Raw genomic sequence first — 19,879 nt, forward strand, 5'->3', positions numbered from 1 at the left:
TTAAGTTTTTAAGTTGACGCCCAAAATTACAATGTGTTACAGATATAAACCTTAACTTTTTGTTAAAATGAGTTATTCCTATATTCGTGACATGCAAAATGAACTGATTAGCATTTTAACACCTTTTAAAAATACGGCTGAATTTCTGCAAGCTTGTTTAGACTCTATTATTAATCAAACATATGAAAACTGGGAATTGCTAATCGTTAACGACCATTCTACGGATGAAAGTAATCAAATAGTACTTAATTATGCTAAATCAGATTCTCGAATTAAGTTATTCCAAAATAATGGTACAGGTATTATTGAATCGCTCCGATTAGCTTTTAAAAATAGTCAGGGAACTTACATCACTAGAATGGACAGCGATGATATCATGACTCCAAACAAACTAGAGATTCTTATTGGAAATTTGAAAAAATATGGACAAGGTCATGTGGCCGTTGGTAAAGTTAAATATTTTAGTGACGTTGGTATTAGTGATGGTTATTCAAAGTATGAGAAATGGATTAATGGATTAACTGAAAAAGGCATTAATTATTCAGAAATTTATAAAGAATGCGTTATTCCCTCACCATGTTGGATGATTCATCGAAATGATTTGATTTTATGTAATGCCTTTAACCCCAATTTTTATCCAGAAGATTACGATCTCACCTTTCGGTTTTATAAGTATGATATGATTTGTATTCCGTGTCACAACATTCTTCACCATTGGCGAGATTATAGTACGCGTACATCACGAACCCATGAACATTATGCCCAAAATTATTTTTTGGAAATCAAATTAAAATATTTTTTGGAGTTAGACTATGATTCCAACAGATCATTGGTAATTTGGGGAGCAGGTTTTAAAGGAAAAACCATTGCCAAATTACTGGTTGACAATAACGTGCCTTTCCACTGGATATGTGATAATCCCAAGAAAATAGGTAAACATATTTATAATCAGGAAATGCTGCCCTTTTCAGTTTTAAAAACCATTAAAAATCCTCAAAGTATCATAACGGTTGCCAATGAACAAGCTCAAAAGGAAATCAGAAAATATTTTGAGTCATTGAATTTACACCCGGTAAAAGACTATTTCTTTTTCTGCTAATTTTGTAATTTGTTGTTAAAAGGTTTCCTATTTTCGCGTAAACACTATTTTTGTAAGAAACAATTTAAAAGGAATGCAGTTTAAACATCCCGAAATTCTTTACGCCTTATTTCTGCTTATCATTCCTATTATTGTTCATTTATTCCAGTTGCGTCGTTTCCAAAAAGAGGCATTCACGAATGTGGCATTTTTGAAACAAGTAATCATTCAAACTCGAAAAAGCTCGCAATTAAAAAAATGGCTGACACTTATTACAAGAATGCTGTTGTTAGCCTGCATCATTATCGCATTCGCTCAACCATTCACCTCCAACAACACAACCTTTAACACCAAACCAGAAACGGTTATTTATCTGGATAATTCCTTTAGTTTACAAGCCAAAGGCGAACAGGGCGAGTTATTAAAACGAGCTATTCAGGAGATCATAGATGAAGTTAATCCTGACGAGAAATTATCGATTTTAACCAATGATGCTGTTTTTAAAAATACGACCATAAAAACTATACAGAACGATTTATTGCAACTGGATTATTCTGCCAATCAATTGCCTTACGATGCAGCTATCTTAAAAAGCAAAAACTTGTTTCAAAAAGATTCCAATCTTAAAAATGTGGTTTTTATTTCTGATTTCCAGCAAAAAGAGGAACCGTTTACTTTGGAAGCAGATTCTAGCTATCAATTTAATTTGGTAGCATTAAAGCCTGTCAGCCTCACCAACATTAGTATTGATAGTGCCTATATTGAAAAGCCTACGGCCAGCACGACCCTGTTAAAAGTTCGTTTATCAAATAGTGGAAACCCTATTGATAATATTTCTGTGTCACTTTATGATGGTGAAAAATTATTGGCAAAAACAGCGACAGCAATCAGTGGTGAAGCCATAACCGAATTCAGTTTGTCTGACCAAGAAATATCTAATGGCAAAATTATTATTGATGATACCAGTCTGCAATTTGATAACATCTTATATTTCAATCTAAATAAGCCTCCAAAAACAAATGTATTAACTGTTGGAGAAAATGATAATTATCTGAACCGCTTGTATGCATCAAATGAATTTAATTATGTCAGTTCAACACTCTCGCAACTCAATTACAGTATTATTGATAATCAAAATGTTATCATATTGAATGAAATCGAACGTTTTCCCAGTTCTTTGGTTAATTCTCTCAATAACTTTATTTCAAATGGTGGCTATGTGATCGTCATACCTTCTGAAAATTCAGATTTGAGCACTTACAACGATTTTTTAACAAGCTATTCCTTGACTTTTAACCCTAAAATAGACTCGGAAAAACGAGTAACTCAAATTCAGTATGCTCATCCAATCTATCTAAATGTTTTTGATAGACAGGTTTCCAATTTTCAATATCCAAAGGTATCTGCATACTACCCTATAGCTTCTATTGGTAATTCTAAACCCTTACAGTTTGAGGATTCTAAACCCTTTCTAATCCAGAACAAACAATTATTTGTGTTTACAGCACCGCTTAACACCAATAATTCGAGTTTTTCCAACTCACCATTAATTGTACCCACATTTTATAATATAGCTAGACAAAGTTTAAAAACACCTGAATTATACTATACTATTGGGAGAGAAAACACCTTTGACATTACTGTGAATATGCAACAGGATGATATTTTGAGCATTCAAAATAACCAAGCCAGCATTATTCCCAAACAACAATATTTTAACAACAAAGTAACAGTAACAACTGATGAATCGCCTGATATGGCTGGTAATTTTGATATTCTAAAAAAATCGGAATCCATATCGAAAGTAAGCTTTAACTATAATAGAGATGAAAGCAGTATGGCCTACCAAGATCTTTCCAATCTACAAAATATAACCATCAGCAATTCAGCTGCCGATATGATAAAAACGCTAAAAAGTAACTCAAAAGTTAATGAGCTATGGAAATGGTTTATTATTTTTGCACTGGCTTTCTTGCTTATTGAAATGCTCATCTTAAAATATTTTAAATGAATGTACTTCTGAAATCTGTCACCATAATTGATTCCAAAAGCGATTTTCATAATCAAACAGTAGATATTTTAATTGAAAAGGGCATTATTTCCAACATCTCAAAGCGCATTACCAATCCTAATGATTATAAAGAGGTCCGCATTGAAAATCTACATGTTTCTCAAGGTTGGTTTGACAGTAGTGTTAGTTTTGGGGAACCTGGTTTTGAAGAACGCGAAACCATTCTGAATGGTTTAAAAACAGCTGCTTCATCCGGATTTACAGCTGTAGCACTTAATGCCAATAGCAATCCAATAATTGATAGTTTTGCCGATATTTCATTAGTGTTGTCCAAAGGACAAAATCAAGTAACCACTTTAGTTCCATTAGGGTCATTAACCCAAGGAGCTAAAGGTGAACAATTAGCCGAACTGTTCGATATGAAAAATGCAGGCGCTTTAGGATTTTATGATTACCAAAGACCTATTGAAGATCCCAACCTTATGAAGATTGCGTTGCAATATGCCAGTAACTTTAATGGTTTGGTTTTCTCTTTCCCTCAAGAACCAAAAATTTCAGGTTCCGGTGTGATGAATGAAAATCACACAAGTACTTTATTAGGATTAAAAGGAAATCCAAATCTTTCTGAAGAATTACAGATTTCCAGAGACTTATTCTTATTAGAATATACTGAAGGAAAACTACATATTCCAACGATATCAACAGCTAAATCGGTTGAACTGATTAGACAGGCCAAAAATAAAAAATTGGATGTAAGCTGTAGTGTGGCCATTCACAATCTATTCTTCACTGATGAAGTACTTGAATCTTTTGATACGCGATTTAAAGTGAATCCACCTTTGAGGACACGAGAAGATATTGATGCTTTAATTTCTGGGCTTAAAGACGGTACCATAGATATGGTGACTTCTGATCATAACCCTATAGATATTGAACATAAGAAAGTGGAATTTGACTATGCGGCATACGGAACTATTGGATTGGAGTCAGCTTTTGGCGCATTAAACACGTTATTCTCAACTAAAAAGACGATTGATTTATTAACCAAAGGACGTGATCGGTTCGGCTTAGATTCCAAACCAGTTGCCATTGGTCATAAAGCTGATTTAAGTCTATTTACTCCTGATAGTACCTATGAATTTGGTTTAAACAACATCAAATCTACTTCCAAAAATGCTATTTTTATGAAAGCCATACTTAAGGGTAAGGTATGTGGTGCCATTGCAAACAATAAAATTGTTTTAAACTAATTTATGGAAGAACACGTCAAACAAGAAGGTAAAACCATGGCTATTGTAGCTTATTTAACCTTTATTGGGTTAATAATTTCAATCATCATGAATTTGGAGAAAAAAAATCCGTTTACCACCTTTCACATTAGACAAATGTTGGGATTGATCATAATGCTCATTTTTTCAAATCTTGTGGAAGCTTATGTGAATTCATGGCTTGGTACCATATTCTGGACCATAACATTTGTTTCATGGTTATTCGGCTTATATCATGCAGTAAAACTTGAAGCCAAGCCAATTCCTGTTCTAGGCGAAAAGTTTCAAGAGTGGTTTCAAAACATCAATTAATTTCAATAGAATTGGACTTACACTATATTACAAAACCGTCTTCATTATCTGAAAACGCTCCATTACTCATTATGTGTCATGGCTATGGCAGTGATGAAAATGATTTGTTTTCATTTGCTTCAGAATTACCTGATGAATTATTTATTATTTCCTTGAGGGCTCCCCATAGATTACAGCCGTTTGGAAATGCTTGGTATGCCATAAACTTTGATGCAGATCAAGGTAAATGGAGTGACGATGAGCAAGCTAAAGAATCACGCGATAAAATTGCCGAGTTTATTGATTATGCATGTAGTAAATATCCTGTAAATAGTAATAATGTAACTTTATTAGGATTCAGTCAAGGTACTATTTTAAGTTATGCTGTAGCACTTACCTTTCCAGAAAAAGTGAATAACATTATCGCATTGAGTGGTTATATAAATCCAAACATTATCCCAGATGACGTAGCGACCAAAAATTATACAAATCTGCATTTTTATTGTTCACATGGAAGTGCAGATCAAGTAATACCTGTTGAATGGGCTCGAAAAGCACCACAATTCTTGGAAGCTTTAAGTATTGATTACACTTATTCGGAATTTCCTGTGGGACATGGTGTTGCGCCTCAAAACTTCTATGAATTCAAAACATGGTTAATCAACCATTTGACCAATTAGTAAACCGGATAAATAAAGGATTCGACACGAGTAAATGTCACTTTTTTATCATCGCCTATTTCGTACTTCAAAAATAACTCACCCCAATATTTCCCATCAGAAAAATTGGTTATAACCCATTTATGATTTAAAATTCTGATAGAATCAATGAGCATTTTTCCTCCGCTTAATGACGGATAGGGTATTAAAGGATGCTCGTCAGCCTTAACGGAATTCAATTCATAAAGCTCTTCCTTTATCATTGGAATTAAATCGTCAACACGATAACCTAATGCCTCAAAATAAGACAATGCTGGTTCACTTTCTTCTATGGAGAATTCCGATAGTGCAAGCACACGATCTCGAAGATTGTTAATAGTATCCGCATATTTTTCGAATTTAGCTTCTTTTTTATCAAGCTTCATTTTATAATCTTCCAGTATATTTTTAGAGTTAACATATTGAAACACTACCAGAAGTAGTGCAAAAATGAACAAGTACATAAAAATTCGATTCTTCATTATATAGTGATTTGTAAGTTATCGTAGGCTAAATAAACGTTTTTGGGTAAATTTTGTTGAACTTCATCATGAAAGCCCAAATGATGACTAATGTGTGTTAAGTAAGCGCGTTTTGGTTTCAATTCATCAATAATATCCAAGGCTTCATCAAGATTAAAATGCGATGGATGTGATGTTACTCGTAACGCATTTATCACCAAAACATCCAGATTTTGCAATTTGGACATTTCTTCATCAGCTATAGAATTCATGTCCGTTAAATAGGCAAAATCTTGAAATCTGTATCCAAAAACCTGAAGATTATAATGTATTCCATTTACTGGTTGAACCAACATCTCTCCTATTTCGAAGGGATTATTGGTAATGCGGTTTTTTATTACACTTGGCGCTCCTGGATATCTGTTTTCGGTTTCAAATATATAATCAAAACGCTTTTCCAATTCGCCAATCACCCGTTCATGTGCATAAATGGGTATATCCCCTTGCCTATGGACAAATGGTCTAATATCATCCAATCCTGCTGTATGGTCTGCATGCTCATGCGTAAAAATAATGCCATCTATTTTTGTACAATTGGCTCGTAGCATTTGTTGCCTAAAATCAGGTCCACAGTCTATCACAAAAGTGTAGCTTTTCCATTCAATCATAACCGAAACCCGTAAGCGTTTATCTTTTGGATTGGTGCTCAAGCAAACAGGATGAGAACTCCCTATCACAGGAATACCTTGAGAAGTGCCAGTGCCTAAAAATGTTACTTTCAATGCTTAAAGTTTAAAAACAAAAATAGGGTTATTTTTTTGTTTGACATGGTAATTTAATACCTTTGTAATTAAGAATAAATCCCAATTTACAATGGAAATTAGCTTAAAGGGTGATAAAGAGTTTGATGAAATTCCTTCATTAAAAACCAAAGCTCTTCGCATCAATCTAAACGAAAACATCTATGGTACGTTTGCTGAAATTGGTGCAGGTCAAGAAACAGTTAGACAATTTTTTAGAGCAGGTGGTGCGTCTGGAACAATAGCCAAAGCCATGTCTGCCTATGATAAAGACTTCAGTGATGCCATCTATGGTATTGAAGATGACGGTCGTTATGTCACAGAAGCCCGATTGCGTAAAATGTTAGATCATGAAATTCATCTTATTGAACAACGTTTAATTCGTGAAAAACACCCTCATAAGTTATTCTTTTCCTATGCCAACACCGTTGCCACCATTGATTTTGCTAAAAAATATAAAGGTCATGGTTGGGTAGGAATTCGCTATCAAATTGAAGCCGATCAGGATTACAATGAGATTATTTTGCACTTACGTTTCAAGGAAAATGATGCGCGCTTGCAACAAGAAACTTTGGGTATTCTTGGAACCAATCTGATTTATGGCGCTTTCTATAAATATAATGAACCCAAGAAGCTGTTACGTTATCTTTATGACCATTTAGACAAAGATCAATTGGAAATAGATACTATCAACTTTTCAGGACCTGCTTTTGAATCTGTTGATAATAGATTAATGAGCTTACAGTTGGTAAAGAATGGCATGACAGACGCTGTTATGTTCTCGCCAGATGGTAATAATGTCTTGCCAGCCAGAGTATTATATAAGAAAAATATATTGGCACTTCGTGGTAGTTTTAGACCTGTTACCAAAGTGAATATGGATATGTTTCATAAGTCTTATGAAATGTTTATCAAAGAGAATAAAGTTGAAGCTGATAAAACACAGGTGGTTTTTGAAATTACACTTTCTAACCTTAGAGCGGAGGGTGAAATTGATGAACAAGATTTTATGGATCGTGCCCGATTGTTATGCTCATTAGGTCAAACGGTATTGATTTCTAATTTTCAAGAGTATTATAAATTAGTTGAATATTTTTCTCAATATACCAAAAGTCGTATGGGACTTGCCATGGGTGTTAATAATTTAGTCGATATTTTTGATGAAAAATATTATAGACACTTAAGTGGTGGTATTCTAGAAGCATTTGGAAAATTATTCTTTAAAGATTTAAGAGTCTACTTATATCCAATGAAAAATGATGATGGATCTTTAACGACGAGTGAGAACTTAAAAGTGCATCCAAGAATGAAAGAACTATACAAATTCTTTAAATATAACGGAAAAGTGGTTGATATTACCGACTATGATGCTTCTAACCTAACTGTTTTCTCTAGAAAAGTATTGAAAATGATAAATGATGGAAAAGATGGCTGGGAAGCTATGTTACCAGAAGGTGTAGCCAATCTTATCAAAGAGAAAAGTCTTTTTGGTTTTGAAACCGAGGAAATTATGCACCCTGACGATTTATAAATAAGAATTACTAATATCAAAAAAGCGACCTAAATAGGTCGCTTTTTTATTTTAACCTAATATCTGATTGGTGTGGTCTTTAGTCTTAACCTTGGTTATAACATCCTCAATAATTCCTTTTTCGTTGATTACAAAAGTTGTTCTATGAATTCCATCAAACTCTCTACCCATAAATTTTTTAGGTCCCCAAACTCCATAAGCTTCAATGACTGCTTTATCTTCATCAGCTAAAAGAGAATATGGAAAGTTAAATTTATTTTTAAAATTGGACTGCTTTTTTTGGCTATCGGCACTCACACCTAAAATATCATAACCTTTAGACTTAAACTGCTCATAATTATCACTTAAGTTACAGGCTTCAGCGGTACAGCCTGGCGTGTTGGCTTTTGGATAAAAAAACAACACCAGTTTCTTGCCTTTGTAATCGGATAATGAAATGGTGTTCCCTTGTTCGTCATTTGCTTTAAAATCTGGTGCTTTGTCACCTGGTTTCAATTGTGTCATAATGTGTAACTTTGTTTTTATCAAAAATACAATTTATGACCAAGACAGAAAAGGTAGATTTCGTTATAAAAACGTTAAACCACCTCTATCCCAATATTCCTATTCCACTAGAACATAAAGACCCTTACACCTTGCTGATAGCTGTACTAATGTCAGCACAAAGCACAGATGTTCGTGTAAACCAAATTACCCCTTTATTATTTCAAAAAGCAGACAACCCTTACGATATGGTTAAATTGACGGTTGATGAAATTAGAGATATTATAAAACCTGTTGGCCTATCTCCAATGAAAAGTAAAGGTATTCATGGACTCTCTGAAATACTTATCGAAAAATATCAGGGTGAGGTCCCACAAACCTATGAAGCATTAGAGGCTTTACCAGCAGTTGGACATAAAACGGCAGCTGTTGTGCTTTCACAAGCATTTGGTATTCCGGCTTTTCCAGTAGATACGCATATACATCGTCTGATGTATCGTTGGGGTTTGAGTAATGGCAAAAATGTTGTACAAACAGAAAAGGATGCCAAACGACTGTTTCCAAAAGATTTATGGAATGACCTTCATTTACAGATTATATGGTATGGTCGTGAGTATTCACCAGCCAGAGGCTGGGATTTGGAAAAAGATGTCATAACAAAAACAATTGGAAGAAAATCAGTCTTGAAAGATTATTATTCAAAAAAGAGATAAAAAAAAGTCCTGAGACTAATCAGGACTTTTTCAAAGTTTAGTTGAGAAGTGCTTCAAACTTCATCTTATTACAATTTATAACACTTAAAGCCTTCGAATAATTAAGAAGAAAATTTACGGTTTCTTCTTTTGGGTTCAGATTAAGTTGCTTTTGAGGATTTTTTTTAGAGTAAAGTTTCGCCATTTAAGTCATTTTTTTGGTTCTTATACTTTACCTAACGTTCTTATTTTTTATTTATTGTATTAATTTGTTAAAACTATATTATGTTTATCAATTATCTTTCGCATATTGATGAGCGCATAACGCATTCTACCTAATGCTGTGTTGATGCTAACGCCTGTTTTTTCAGATATTTCCTTAAAGCTCATATCGTTGTACATACGCATAATCAATACTTCTTTTTGGTCATCTGGTAATTCTTCAATAACACGACGAACATCATGTTCCACCTGATCCTTAATAATACTTTTTTCAGCATCTAAAGATGAATCGCTCAAAACAGAGAAAATATTGAAATCTCCAGTATTACTAAATTTAGGCATCCGATTATTTTTTCGAAAGTGATCAATAACCAAATTATGAGAAATACGCATGACCCAAGGCAGAAATTTGCCTTCCTCATTATATTTACCAAGTTTGAGGGTTCTGATTACTTTAATAAAAGTATCTTGAAAAATGTCTTCTGCCACATCACGGTCAAATACTTTTGAATAAATGAAACTGTAAACACGTTGTTTATGCCTATTGATTAATAGTTCAATGGCGCGTTCATCTCCTCTAATGTAATTTGAAACTAAAGTAGCATCTGTGATAAGTTCGTGTTGCATAATCATTACTTTTTACCAGAAAACTTTCTGGGTTGGGGTTAAAAATTTTAAAAAGTAATGTTTTGCTTATAGGCTACTATCGTGATTTTTAGTATTATACGTTTCAAATATAACAACAATATTTTCTAAAAAACAAAAAAAATCACAATTTTATTGTTAAATATCGCCCTAAAATCCTTTTTATAGGATGAATAACTTATAGTATCTTTGCAGAATTATTGCTCTAATATACCCTATGATTCCTAATATTTCAGACGTAAACCCTAAAGAAAATATCATTATTAAAGGTGCCAAACTGCACAATTTAAAGAATATTGATGTTGTAATCCCTCGAAATAAATTAGTGGTTATTACAGGTTTATCTGGTTCTGGGAAGTCTAGTTTAGCATTTGATACCCTTTATGCAGAAGGCCAGAGACGTTACGTAGAGAGTCTTTCAAGTTATGCCAGACAATTTTTAGGACGTTTGAATAAACCAAAGGTTGATTACATAAAGGGCATTGCTCCTGCTATTGCCATTGAGCAAAAGGTCAATTCTACCAATCCGCGTTCTACCGTAGGTACAACAACGGAGATTTATGATTATTTAAAGTTGCTGTTTGCAAGAATTGGCAGAACCTATTCGCCGAAATCTGGTAATGAAGTCAAAAAACATACCGTGAGAGATGTTTTAAATTACATCAAAGACTTCCCCGAGGGTGAAAAATTATTGTTGCTGGCTCCTATACATCTCGAAAATGGACGAAAATTAGAGGATAAGTTAAAGGTGCTAAACCAACAAGGATATGCCAGAATTAAAGTTAAGGATACTGTATTTCGGATAGATGAGATAGATGTTAAAAAAGATATTACGGATGATATCTATTTAGTTATCGATAGAATTATTAAAAAAGATGAGGACGATTTTTACAATCGATTGGCTGATGCGGTGCAAATAGCCTTTTTTGAAGGCAAGGGGTCTTGCTTTATAGAAACATTGTCCAATAATACATTACACCCATTCAGTAATAACTTTTCATTGGATGGTATGGATTTCTTGGAACCTAATATCCATTTATTTAGTTTCAATAATCCTTATGGCGCCTGCCCAAAATGTGAAGGATATGGAGATGTCATTGGCATTGACGAAGATTTGGTCATTCCAAATACTGGGTTATCAGTTTATGAAAATGCTATTTTCCCTTGGCGCGGTGACAGTATGAGCTGGTATCGGGATCAATTGGTCAACAATTCACACAAATTCGATTTCCCAATACATAAACCTTACTTTGAATTAAGTGAAGCACACAAGCAACTCATTTGGAATGGTAACGACTATTTTGAAGGGTTGAATGATTTTTTTGCAGAATTGGAATCCAAAGCCTATAAAATTCAAAACCGTGTGATGTTATCCCGTTATCGCGGTAAAACAAAATGTAAAGTTTGTGGTGGAAAGCGCTTAAGGCCCGAAGCCAATTACGTAAAAATTGGCGGTGCTACCATTACTGATTTGGTAGATATGCCTATTGATGAGTTAACGTTATTCTTCAAGCAATTAGAACTTTCTGATTATGAAATGGGTGTGGCACAGCGACTATTAAAAGAAATTGAAAACCGATTGAGCTACTTAACTAATGTGGGATTAAATTACCTGACACTTAACAGAAAATCCAATACGTTATCAGGAGGAGAAAGTCAGCGCATTAATCTGGCCACATCATTGGGCAGTAGTTTGGTTGGATCTATGTATATTTTGGATGAGCCGAGTATTGGCTTGCATCCAAAGGATACTGAACGTTTAATTGGTGTGCTGAAATCTTTACGAGATTTAGGCAATACGGTCATTGTCGTTGAGCATGATGAAGATATTATGCAAGCTGCTGACGAAATTATCGATATTGGTCCCGAAGCGGGAACCTTTGGAGGTCAAGTGGTTGCCGCTGGAACGTATCAAAATGTTTTAAGTTCAGAATCACTAACTGCCCAATATCTTAATGGACGTATTGAAATTGAAGTTCCTAAAACAAGGCGATCATCAAAATATGCCCTTGAAATTATTGGAGCCAAAGAAAACAACCTTAAGAATATTGATGTGACTTTGCCTTTGGGTATGTTAACTGTAGTCACAGGTGTTTCCGGTAGTGGTAAAAGTACCTTAATCAAGAAAATAGTATATCCTGCGCTGCAGAAAAAATTAACTGATTTTGGTGATAAACCTGGGCAATTCTCAGATTTGAAAGGAAATTTCAGCAATGTGAGTCAAATCGAATTTGTGGACCAAAACCCTATTGGTCGTTCCTCGCGCTCCAATCCTGTAACGTATATCAAAGCCTATGATGATATCAGAGCACTATTTGCCAATCAGAAGTTGAGTAAAATTCGAAATTACCAAGCCAAACACTTTAGTTTTAATGTCGATGGCGGCCGTTGCGAAACTTGTAAAGGCGAAGGGGAAGTGACCATTGAAATGCAATTTATGGCAGATGTGCATTTGACCTGTGAAACCTGTAATGGTAAGCGATTTAAGAAAGAAGTGTTGGAAGTTACTTTTGAAGATAAAAGTATTGATGACATTTTGAACATGACCATTGATGATGCCATAGCATTCTTTGAAAAGCATAAACAAACCAAAATAGAAAACAAACTACAACCACTACAAGATGTTGGTTTGGGTTATGTAACATTAGGTCAAAGCTCTTCTACCCTTTCGGGTGGTGAAGCCCAACGTATTAAACTAGCGTCATTTTTAGGCAAAGGTTCTAAAGGTGCCAATACCTTGTTTATTTTCGATGAGCCTACAACGGGCTTACATTTCCATGATATTAAAAAGCTTTTAAAGTCGTTTCAAGCACTCATTAATCAAGGACATTCCATTATCGTTATTGAGCATAATCTGGAACTCATAAAATGTGCGGATTACATTGTGGATCTTGGTCCCGAAGGTGGTAAAAATGGTGGTGAATTAGTGGCACAAGGTACTCCGGAAGAAATTGTTGCCAACAAACAATCCATCACAGGAATTTATCTCAAGGATAAACTCTAATACGATAAAAACGCTACAAAAAGTACGGCCAATGAGGCTGGAAAAAGAAACACGAAAAACGTAAAGGTTACCATACTACTTTTCAGAAAGCTTAAAAACCAGCCTTGATCATAGAATCGTTTCAAGGCTATAAACAGATAGATGAAAGTTGAAATCATTATCAAGAATGTTATCCACCCTGGGAAATCAGCCCAAGCAAAATTGAGTAGTAGCAACACACTGAAAACCGTAAATAAAAAGGAAAAAAAGTAAAAGCTAAACACCAAGTGATAGGCATAAGCCCCTTTTCTGAAATAAAACAGTTTCAGGATGAACGCAAAAATTGGCAATAGAAAAAACATGGCAATGGGAATCGTATCATAAAACGCCTTGAGTATCGAACCGCCACTTTTGGTTTTATAAAACTTGAGCATTTGCGCATAAAACCGTTTTTTAAAATAACCTGCGTCATCATCCATACCCATTTCCTTGTAAATAACTTTATCGGCAGCGCCTACATCAATTAAGGAATCTATTTTATTTTCATCAAACCCAAAATTCATATTCGGCTTGGTATTGCCTCCAGTTTTTATTAAAGAATCCAATTCTTTGAGTTCAACTTCGTTTAAACCCATTTTATCTTTATTGGCTTCATAAGGTTTCATCAATTTTGCCACTTGAGCAGAATCTAATCCTTTTTCAGAAATGGTATCGATGACCTTTTTGGCTTTCTCATAATCACGTTTTAAAGCCCTGTCAATACTCTCTTCCTGTTCGCGAGCAACAAACGAAAACAAAAAGAAAAAGATAACCGAAATGAATAAATACATTTGAGCCGGATGTAAATACAATAAGCGCTTACCTTCCAGGAATTTTTTGGCTAAATATCCTGGACGAATCATTAAAGGAATAAAACTTTTGAAAAACCGTGCGTCAAATGAAAAATAATTACTGATGGTATTATAGAATAAGACACCAATGGTTAATTCGTCATTGGCTTTTTGACCACAATGCGGACAAAATTCAAAGCCTTTCTCGAATTCTTGTTCGCAGTTCTTACATGTGGTTTGCTCGGTTGCCATGGTTAATGTAGTTTCTATAAAATTATAAAATTATCTCAACAATCAAACATTCATTAATAACATGATAGACAATACGTTACATTTTTGGCACGACAATTGAATCTAGTTTAACAAATAGCGTAAGCCGAAAAGCTCAAGAGTAGGCAAAATCTTTAAAATCCTAGTATTATGAAAAAACAAGTACTTTTATTTACAGTATTGTTAATGGGATTAACGACTGTAACAGCAACCGAGATTCGTTCTGGCATTCAAGATGAAGATTTAATGACGCGCTATCGTTATGCACAACCGGTAATGTTTGTGGAGCGTGGTGTGGAATTTATGATCTTTCCTGATGGAAGTTTCGATTTTAACACCAATGTGGTTACCGATTTTCATACCAGTAATAATTACTACTACAGAAGCGCAACCACCACAACAAGACGCAGTTCAATAAATATTACCTTTGGTGCTCCAGGTGTTACCAATCGGGTGCATTTTTCAACTCCTAGAGATCGTGGGGTTATTATTCAACATGATAGAGATGGTAAAGTGAGACGTATTGGCAATGTATTCATTAATTACGACCGTTTTGGGAAAGTGAAACGTGTTGGAAGTATCTATATGCAATACAACCGAGGTAATAACCGCTTGATTCAAGTTGGTGGACTACATGTTAGGTATAATGTTTTTGGTGAGTTAGTGCACTCACACGGTCAAGTCAGTCCGTTTAGTAATAGTTGCGGAATCTGTGGGATTTCAGGTTGTACTACCGCACATACATTTGGAAACAGTACGTTTGACCATGACAGCGACTGGAATGATGATGAAGACTTTTACTATTATAAAGAAGATAAAAAAGACAATAAATTACAATTGAAAAGATAATTTAACCTACAGTTAGTTATTATTTAAAAGCCCGAATGGTTAATTGACTGTTCGGGTTTTTTAGGATACAAAATACATACCAACTTCCTTATCGCCTTTCACCAATTGTTTGCCGCGATATTCACAAGGAATGGTTTCTTTAATTAAGTGATAGGTATCTTCTGAAATATTGATTTTTCCTTGCAAACCAGAACCTTCTAGCCTACTGGCCAAATTAACTGTACTACCCCACAAATCATAAGCAAACTTATCACTACCCACAATACCTGCAACCACAGGTCCTGAATGGATACCAATACGCATTTGCCATTTTATTGGTCGCTGGTTATTTCGTTCTTCAATAAAGCTTAACATTTTTCTGGCCACCACTATACAGCGAAAGGCATGCTCATTGTGAGGCTCGGGTAGCCCACAGACAGCCATGTAGGAATCACCAATAGTTTTTATTTTTTCTAGCTCTTGCTCTCTCATAAGGTTATCAAAGTAGAAGAAAATATCATTCAATTCTTCAACCAATTCCTTTGGTGAAATTTGAGAAGCTATTTTGGTAAACTCCACAAAATCTGTAAAAATCACACTCACATTTTCATGACGTACTGGAACGCTATAACCATTATCCAAGAGTTCTCTAGCTATCTTTTTGGGTAGAATGTTAAACAGTAACTTTTCGGTTTTATCCTTCTCCTTTTCCAATAATTGTGTTTGTTCCTTGAGCTCCAATGTTCGTTGTTCAACCAGAGCTGTCAATCGATTATTTCGTGCCTGAAGCGCATCCAGTGGAAAGGCTTCACCATCGCCTTGGTCTTCAGACGGTATGGATACATGAATATGTGAGATTAACCATTTTTGATCCTTGAACACCAATATATTGGTAATCCTTAAAAACAGTTTGAAATGGTTGTTATTATCGTCATAAAACTCTACCATGGCTTCGGCTTCTACCTGCCCAACCGTATCAGATAATAACCTGACATGTTCATAACGATACTCAATAGAAAGCGGGTTTTTAAATTCAGAAAAATCGCATTCGAAGTTATATTTGACTTCGTCAAAGCTTTTACCAAATTCATGCTCGCCAGTTCCAAAAGAGCTGATGTTTTCATCCAAAAAGGGTAGTATTTTATCTAATGTCTTTTTACCAAATTCACGTTTGGCCCAAGTTCCCCAAAAGGTTTTGAACGTTTTTAGAATATCCTGTTCGAGCTGTTTCATGATTCTAAAGTTTAATTCAGCTGTTCCATATTCTTGATTTTTCGGTGCTTTTTATAGCGCTTACAAAAATCGGTATGGTACTGATGGTTGGTTAAAAATTCTTTTTGAATGGTATGCCACTGCTTGGGTGTGAGAGACGGATTAAAATGTTTTAATTCTTTAAATAACCTATCACTACCCTCTTGAAAATGTTTGGTTCCTAAATATTCCAAATCGGCATCGGCTAAAATGGATTCCAAATGATTTTGGGGATTCTGCGGTATTTTGGTTGCCCTAATCATACCACAAATAGTATTTAATTCAGAGGTTGACAGTTGATACTTTTTCAACTTGGTTTTGGCTATTTCACATCCCTCCTGCTCGTGCTCAATATTCGAGTTGATAAAACCCATATCATGATACAACGCGGCTATTTTTAATAAAAGCAATTCTTTTTCTGAAACGCCTTCCTTTTTGCCAATATAAATGGCACGATCTAAAACATATAAAGTATGTTCTAAAGAGTGATACGTTAAATATTCCGGTAGGTTTTCCGAAAGCATATCCACTGCTTCGTTGTATAGGTCTTGAAATTGCGATTGGATCATCTTTAATGAGATTTGCGTTTACTAACTACTCCGCCACTAATGTCGCCAATATTCTGAACATAGGTAAAGGCAGCGGGATCTGCTTCCAAAATAGCCTTTTTTATTTTATGGACTTCCAATCTGGATACTACGGTCACAATAATATCACAATCATGCTTGACATTAAAAGAACCTGGTAAATTACCACGCTCGCCTTTATAAACCGTAATGGCCTTATTGAAATCGTTTACAATGAGACTCTTTATTAAATCTGCATTGGGTGATATGACAGTAAGGGAGATCAATTTTTCGAAACCATCAACAACATAGTCAGACACTTTTAGGGCTGTATAATAGGTTACAATAGAATACATGGCCTTTTCTAAACCCAGATAGAAGGCAATAATGAGGAATATGGTTGTATTGATGGCCATGATGATTTCGTTCGTTGATAGCCCGAATTTTTTATTGGAATATTCGGCTATAACTTCCAGACCATCAATAACGCCACCACCACGGATAACAAAACCAATACCCAGGCCTACAAATACACCACCAAAAACAGCCGTTAGGAAATGGTCTTTCGTTATTTCAGGAACGGGTAACACACTCATGACAATACCCAAAAGGATAACCGCCAGAAAAGCGTGAGCCGCAAAGTTCTTGCCTATTTTTTTATAGCCAATGTACACAAAGGGCATATTGAGTAATACCAATGGAATACTGACATCAATATGATAAAACTCGTGGATCAGGATGGAAATGCCCATGAGGCCACCATCCAAAAAGTGATTGGGAATCATAAAACCCTTAATGGCCACCACAGCACATACTACGCCAATGATGGTTAAAAAAAGGGACTTAAATGAAAAAACGGATTTAAAGCTAAAGGATTCCGAACTGTGTGAACTCATAGATACTTATAAAATACAGTAGTCATGCGAAGTAAACAGTAGACAGTTGGGAAACTATAGTTATAGCTTCACTAAAATATAAAAAATAATGATGGTTCGTTACTTTCGTTGCTTCAATTTATAGCATGCATGCATCAACACCTTATTTATTGGGGTAATTGGGAATGTTCAACCCCAGAATGATATCGTGCTGGGCTACCTGCATACCATTCATTTGGGTGGTTTTCAAAATGCCACTACCTCCTCTATTGGTCATATTACGACGTTGGGCATCGGTGAGAAAAGGATCATCATCAAAAACCCATTCATCTATATAATAGGGATGCTCAAATTGCGGTTCTTTAATGGCCGGATGAATGTGTGCCATAATCTGGGTGTTGGGATAGCTGGCAGGCCTGACCGTATAAATGGCGTAATGGCCTTGGTTGTCCGTCTTAACCCAACCACGCATATAGCCATGGCGTGCTACCCGACTATCCAAGTTGTGGCTATTGGGATACTTGCCGTAAATATCCGTATGGTAGTAATACAAAATGATATTGGGAGCCGGTGTTTTGCCATCCTGTTTATAAATAGTTCCGGTAACGAGTAGCTTTTGCCCTTGTTGTTGCCAAGCTGGACAGGTATCTATTGCTTTGATGTTTTGGGGCATACCAATAAACATAAAGTCTCGATTTTCAAAAGGACCACCTACTATGGCACCTGTTGTATTTGTTGATTGGGTGGTAGTTGTTACCTGTTTGGTTTGACCTTGGCAAGCGCATACCAAGAGGCTAAACCCAAGTAGGATACTTGATTTAATTGCTTTAGAACCCATAGCCGTGTTGTTTAGATTGTTAGGAAGTTACAAATAAGCCTAATTGGACTGTGATAAAATACTGTTAATTAACATCCTTTAAGACTCATAAGGCTGACAGGACTTTTACACGGCTTTTATAGGGCTTATATACGACTTATCTACGGCTTATCTCCAAAAAGCCGTGTGCTCCTATTTTTGTAAGAAAAATCTATGGCTTTCATACACTAGCCATACTTTAGCGATATAGCGCCTCTATAGGTGAACCGTATTAAAAAATAGGTAGTGATGTTCTATACATAAAGTACTTTAAAATGATTAGATTTGGGTAATTGAAAAAACCAAAGGTAACTTTATCCGCCCAATGTGGGTGGATATGATCACCTTTTTTAAATAAACATAATGGGGATAAACGCCATTGTGTTTATCCAACCGTTATCTCTTATTTTGAAAAAAACACTATTCATATTATTAATATCAATCAATTCACTCTGCTTCGGACAGAATACAACAGAATTGAAATTGACTTCAGATAGTGATACTATTTTTTGGAAAAAAATTCAAAATGAAAAAATTGCGGATTTTAATCTTCCCAAATTAGACTCTGAATCCGAATTTGTGTTTCGAAGTTGGGATCCAGGAAGTCTTTTGGAAATCAAAAAAAATAACGACACCATAACTGGAAGGATTATCTATTTCGTTTTTGAGGTTTGGGAAGAAAATTACAAAGCCGACACATTTGTCAAAGAATATAATTTGCCAAGTAGCAAATCAAAAAAAATATACGAATTCATATCTAATAGTGGAATTCAAAAAATTCCAAGCGACAAATACATTGAGGAATGGACACAAGGTTTTGACGGAATAACATACATATATGAACTCAAGGAGGAAAATACATATTCTTTTAAAAACTTCTGGACACCAAAATCCCAAAATGGAATTAAAGAAGCTGAATTCATAATTTACTTTAACAAAAAAATCAGCGAAATTGGAGAGTTAGAGAAATATGGAAATGATTTTGTTGAACGTATTCCATTTATAACTTATAAATATTCCGGAACTGCTTATGCAATCACAAAACCACCGACAAAGAGAGAATTAAGAAAATATAAAAGAGAACGCAAAAAACGAAATAAAAAAACAAGAGATAACAAAGAACTGAGTTAAAAAACAAGCAATTTTAAGCTAATTTTGAAACAAAGTTTTCATTATAAGGCAATCCGCTTTTTGCGATAGCAAATGCCTGTTTTAATAACTTATTTGCTACTGCAATTAG

General features: G+C 34.9%; 19 protein-coding genes. 10 read left to right on the forward strand and 9 right to left on the reverse strand.

Translation table 11 applies throughout. The features are described 5' to 3' along the window. Positions 1 to 91 precede the first annotated feature (91 nt). The 5 genes from C1T31_RS09150 to C1T31_RS09170 all read left to right on the forward strand — a co-directional run bounded on the left by C1T31_RS09150 (position 92) and on the right by C1T31_RS09170 (position 5,328). Entirely contained in the window at positions 92 to 1,099 is a 1,008-nt protein-coding gene (locus C1T31_RS09150; protein WP_103052215.1) for a glycosyltransferase family 2 protein, read from the forward strand. 73 nt (positions 1,100 to 1,172) lie between these two features. Then, positions 1,173 to 3,089, forward strand: a complete 1,917-nt coding sequence (locus tag C1T31_RS09155; RefSeq protein WP_103052182.1) for a BatA domain-containing protein — start codon at positions 1,173 to 1,175, stop codon at positions 3,087 to 3,089. Then, positions 3,086 to 4,339, forward strand: coding sequence for a dihydroorotase (locus tag C1T31_RS09160; protein WP_103052183.1), 1,254 nt, complete (start codon positions 3,086 to 3,088; stop codon positions 4,337 to 4,339). The genes C1T31_RS09155 and C1T31_RS09160 overlap by 4 nt, the downstream gene beginning before the upstream one ends. 3 nt (positions 4,340 to 4,342) lie before the next feature. After that, positions 4,343 to 4,669: a DUF4870 domain-containing protein gene (locus C1T31_RS09165; protein ID WP_103052184.1), complete on the forward strand. Its 327-nt coding sequence runs from the start codon at positions 4,343 to 4,345 to the stop codon at positions 4,667 to 4,669. Then, positions 4,648 to 5,328 (forward strand): alpha/beta hydrolase, encoded by a 681-nt coding sequence (locus tag C1T31_RS09170; RefSeq protein ID WP_262496213.1) that lies wholly within the window; start codon positions 4,648 to 4,650, stop codon positions 5,326 to 5,328. The genes C1T31_RS09165 and C1T31_RS09170 overlap by 22 nt, the downstream gene beginning before the upstream one ends. Here C1T31_RS09170 and C1T31_RS09175 read toward each other — a convergent pair. Together C1T31_RS09175 and C1T31_RS09180 are read right to left on the reverse strand one after the other, a co-directional pair. Further along, positions 5,325 to 5,828: a hydrolase gene (locus tag C1T31_RS09175; protein WP_243398919.1), complete on the reverse strand. Its 504-nt coding sequence runs from the start codon at positions 5,826 to 5,828 to the stop codon at positions 5,325 to 5,327. The two genes, C1T31_RS09170 and C1T31_RS09175, sit on opposite strands and share 4 nt — an antisense overlap. Beyond that, the gene (locus C1T31_RS09180; RefSeq protein WP_103052185.1) at positions 5,828 to 6,589 is read right to left on the reverse strand and encodes an MBL fold metallo-hydrolase; all 762 of its coding nucleotides are present in this window, start codon (positions 6,587 to 6,589) and stop codon (positions 5,828 to 5,830) included. The genes C1T31_RS09175 and C1T31_RS09180 overlap by 1 nt, the downstream gene beginning before the upstream one ends. A gap of 91 nt (positions 6,590 to 6,680) precedes the next feature. Between C1T31_RS09180 and C1T31_RS09185 the strand changes: the two genes are divergently transcribed. Further along, entirely contained in the window at positions 6,681 to 8,138 is a 1,458-nt protein-coding gene (locus C1T31_RS09185) for a nicotinate-nucleotide adenylyltransferase (RefSeq protein WP_103052186.1), read from the forward strand. 51 nt (positions 8,139 to 8,189) lie between these two features. On the opposite strand, the gene bcp is transcribed toward C1T31_RS09185, so the two are convergent. Next, positions 8,190 to 8,642 (reverse strand): thioredoxin-dependent thiol peroxidase, encoded by a 453-nt coding sequence (gene bcp, locus C1T31_RS09190; RefSeq protein ID WP_103052187.1) that lies wholly within the window; start codon positions 8,640 to 8,642, stop codon positions 8,190 to 8,192. Between the two features lie 35 nt (positions 8,643 to 8,677). Here bcp and C1T31_RS09195 point away from each other — a divergent pair, with 35 nt between their 5' ends. Next, on the forward strand, positions 8,678 to 9,334 hold the full coding sequence (locus C1T31_RS09195) for an endonuclease III domain-containing protein (RefSeq protein WP_103052188.1): 657 nt from the start codon (positions 8,678 to 8,680) through the stop codon (positions 9,332 to 9,334). 243 nt (positions 9,335 to 9,577) lie between these two features. On the opposite strand, the gene C1T31_RS09200 is transcribed toward C1T31_RS09195, so the two are convergent. After that, positions 9,578 to 10,162, reverse strand: coding sequence for an RNA polymerase sigma factor (locus C1T31_RS09200; protein ID WP_103052218.1), 585 nt, complete (start codon positions 10,160 to 10,162; stop codon positions 9,578 to 9,580). A 235-nt stretch (positions 10,163 to 10,397) separates the two neighbouring features. On the opposite strand from C1T31_RS09200, the gene uvrA reads away from it, so the two are divergent. Next, positions 10,398 to 13,184 (forward strand): excinuclease ABC subunit UvrA, encoded by a 2,787-nt coding sequence (gene uvrA, locus C1T31_RS09205; protein WP_103052189.1) that lies wholly within the window; start codon positions 10,398 to 10,400, stop codon positions 13,182 to 13,184. On the opposite strand, the gene C1T31_RS09210 is transcribed toward uvrA, so the two are convergent. Continuing rightward, entirely contained in the window at positions 13,181 to 14,245 is a 1,065-nt protein-coding gene (locus C1T31_RS09210; RefSeq protein WP_103052190.1) for a DUF3667 domain-containing protein, read from the reverse strand. The genes uvrA and C1T31_RS09210 overlap by 4 nt on opposite strands. A 168-nt stretch (positions 14,246 to 14,413) precedes the next feature. On the opposite strand from C1T31_RS09210, the gene C1T31_RS09215 reads away from it, so the two are divergent. Continuing rightward, positions 14,414 to 15,112: a hypothetical protein gene (locus tag C1T31_RS09215; RefSeq protein WP_123912653.1), complete on the forward strand. Its 699-nt coding sequence runs from the start codon at positions 14,414 to 14,416 to the stop codon at positions 15,110 to 15,112. A gap of 60 nt (positions 15,113 to 15,172) precedes the next feature. Here the strand turns inward: C1T31_RS09215 and C1T31_RS09220 are convergent, their stop codons facing one another. From C1T31_RS09220 to C1T31_RS09235, 4 genes are all read right to left on the reverse strand, one after another. Next, complete coding sequence (locus tag C1T31_RS09220) at positions 15,173 to 16,324, reverse strand: adenylate/guanylate cyclase domain-containing protein (RefSeq protein ID WP_103052192.1); 1,152 nt, start codon at positions 16,322 to 16,324, stop codon at positions 15,173 to 15,175. 11 nt (positions 16,325 to 16,335) lie between these two features. Next, positions 16,336 to 16,911: an HD domain-containing protein gene (locus tag C1T31_RS09225; RefSeq protein ID WP_103052193.1), complete on the reverse strand. Its 576-nt coding sequence runs from the start codon at positions 16,909 to 16,911 to the stop codon at positions 16,336 to 16,338. Positions 16,912 to 16,913: 2 nt separating this feature from the next. Then, the gene (locus C1T31_RS09230; RefSeq protein WP_103052194.1) at positions 16,914 to 17,804 is read right to left on the reverse strand and encodes a YitT family protein; all 891 of its coding nucleotides are present in this window, start codon (positions 17,802 to 17,804) and stop codon (positions 16,914 to 16,916) included. Positions 17,805 to 17,946: 142 nt separating this feature from the next. Beyond that, positions 17,947 to 18,621 (reverse strand): dioxygenase family protein, encoded by a 675-nt coding sequence (locus C1T31_RS09235; RefSeq protein ID WP_103052195.1) that lies wholly within the window; start codon positions 18,619 to 18,621, stop codon positions 17,947 to 17,949. A 426-nt stretch (positions 18,622 to 19,047) separates the two neighbouring features. Between C1T31_RS09235 and C1T31_RS09240 the strand changes: the two genes are divergently transcribed. Further along, positions 19,048 to 19,770 carry a hypothetical protein gene (locus C1T31_RS09240; protein WP_123912654.1) on the forward strand — a complete coding sequence of 241 codons (723 nt, stop codon included), beginning with the start codon at positions 19,048 to 19,050 and terminating at the stop codon, positions 19,768 to 19,770. The last annotated feature ends 109 nt before the right edge of the window (positions 19,771 to 19,879 follow it).

This window comes from Hanstruepera neustonica, assembly GCF_002895005.1.
Taxonomy (GTDB): Bacteria; Bacteroidota; Bacteroidia; order Flavobacteriales; family Flavobacteriaceae; genus Hanstruepera; species Hanstruepera neustonica.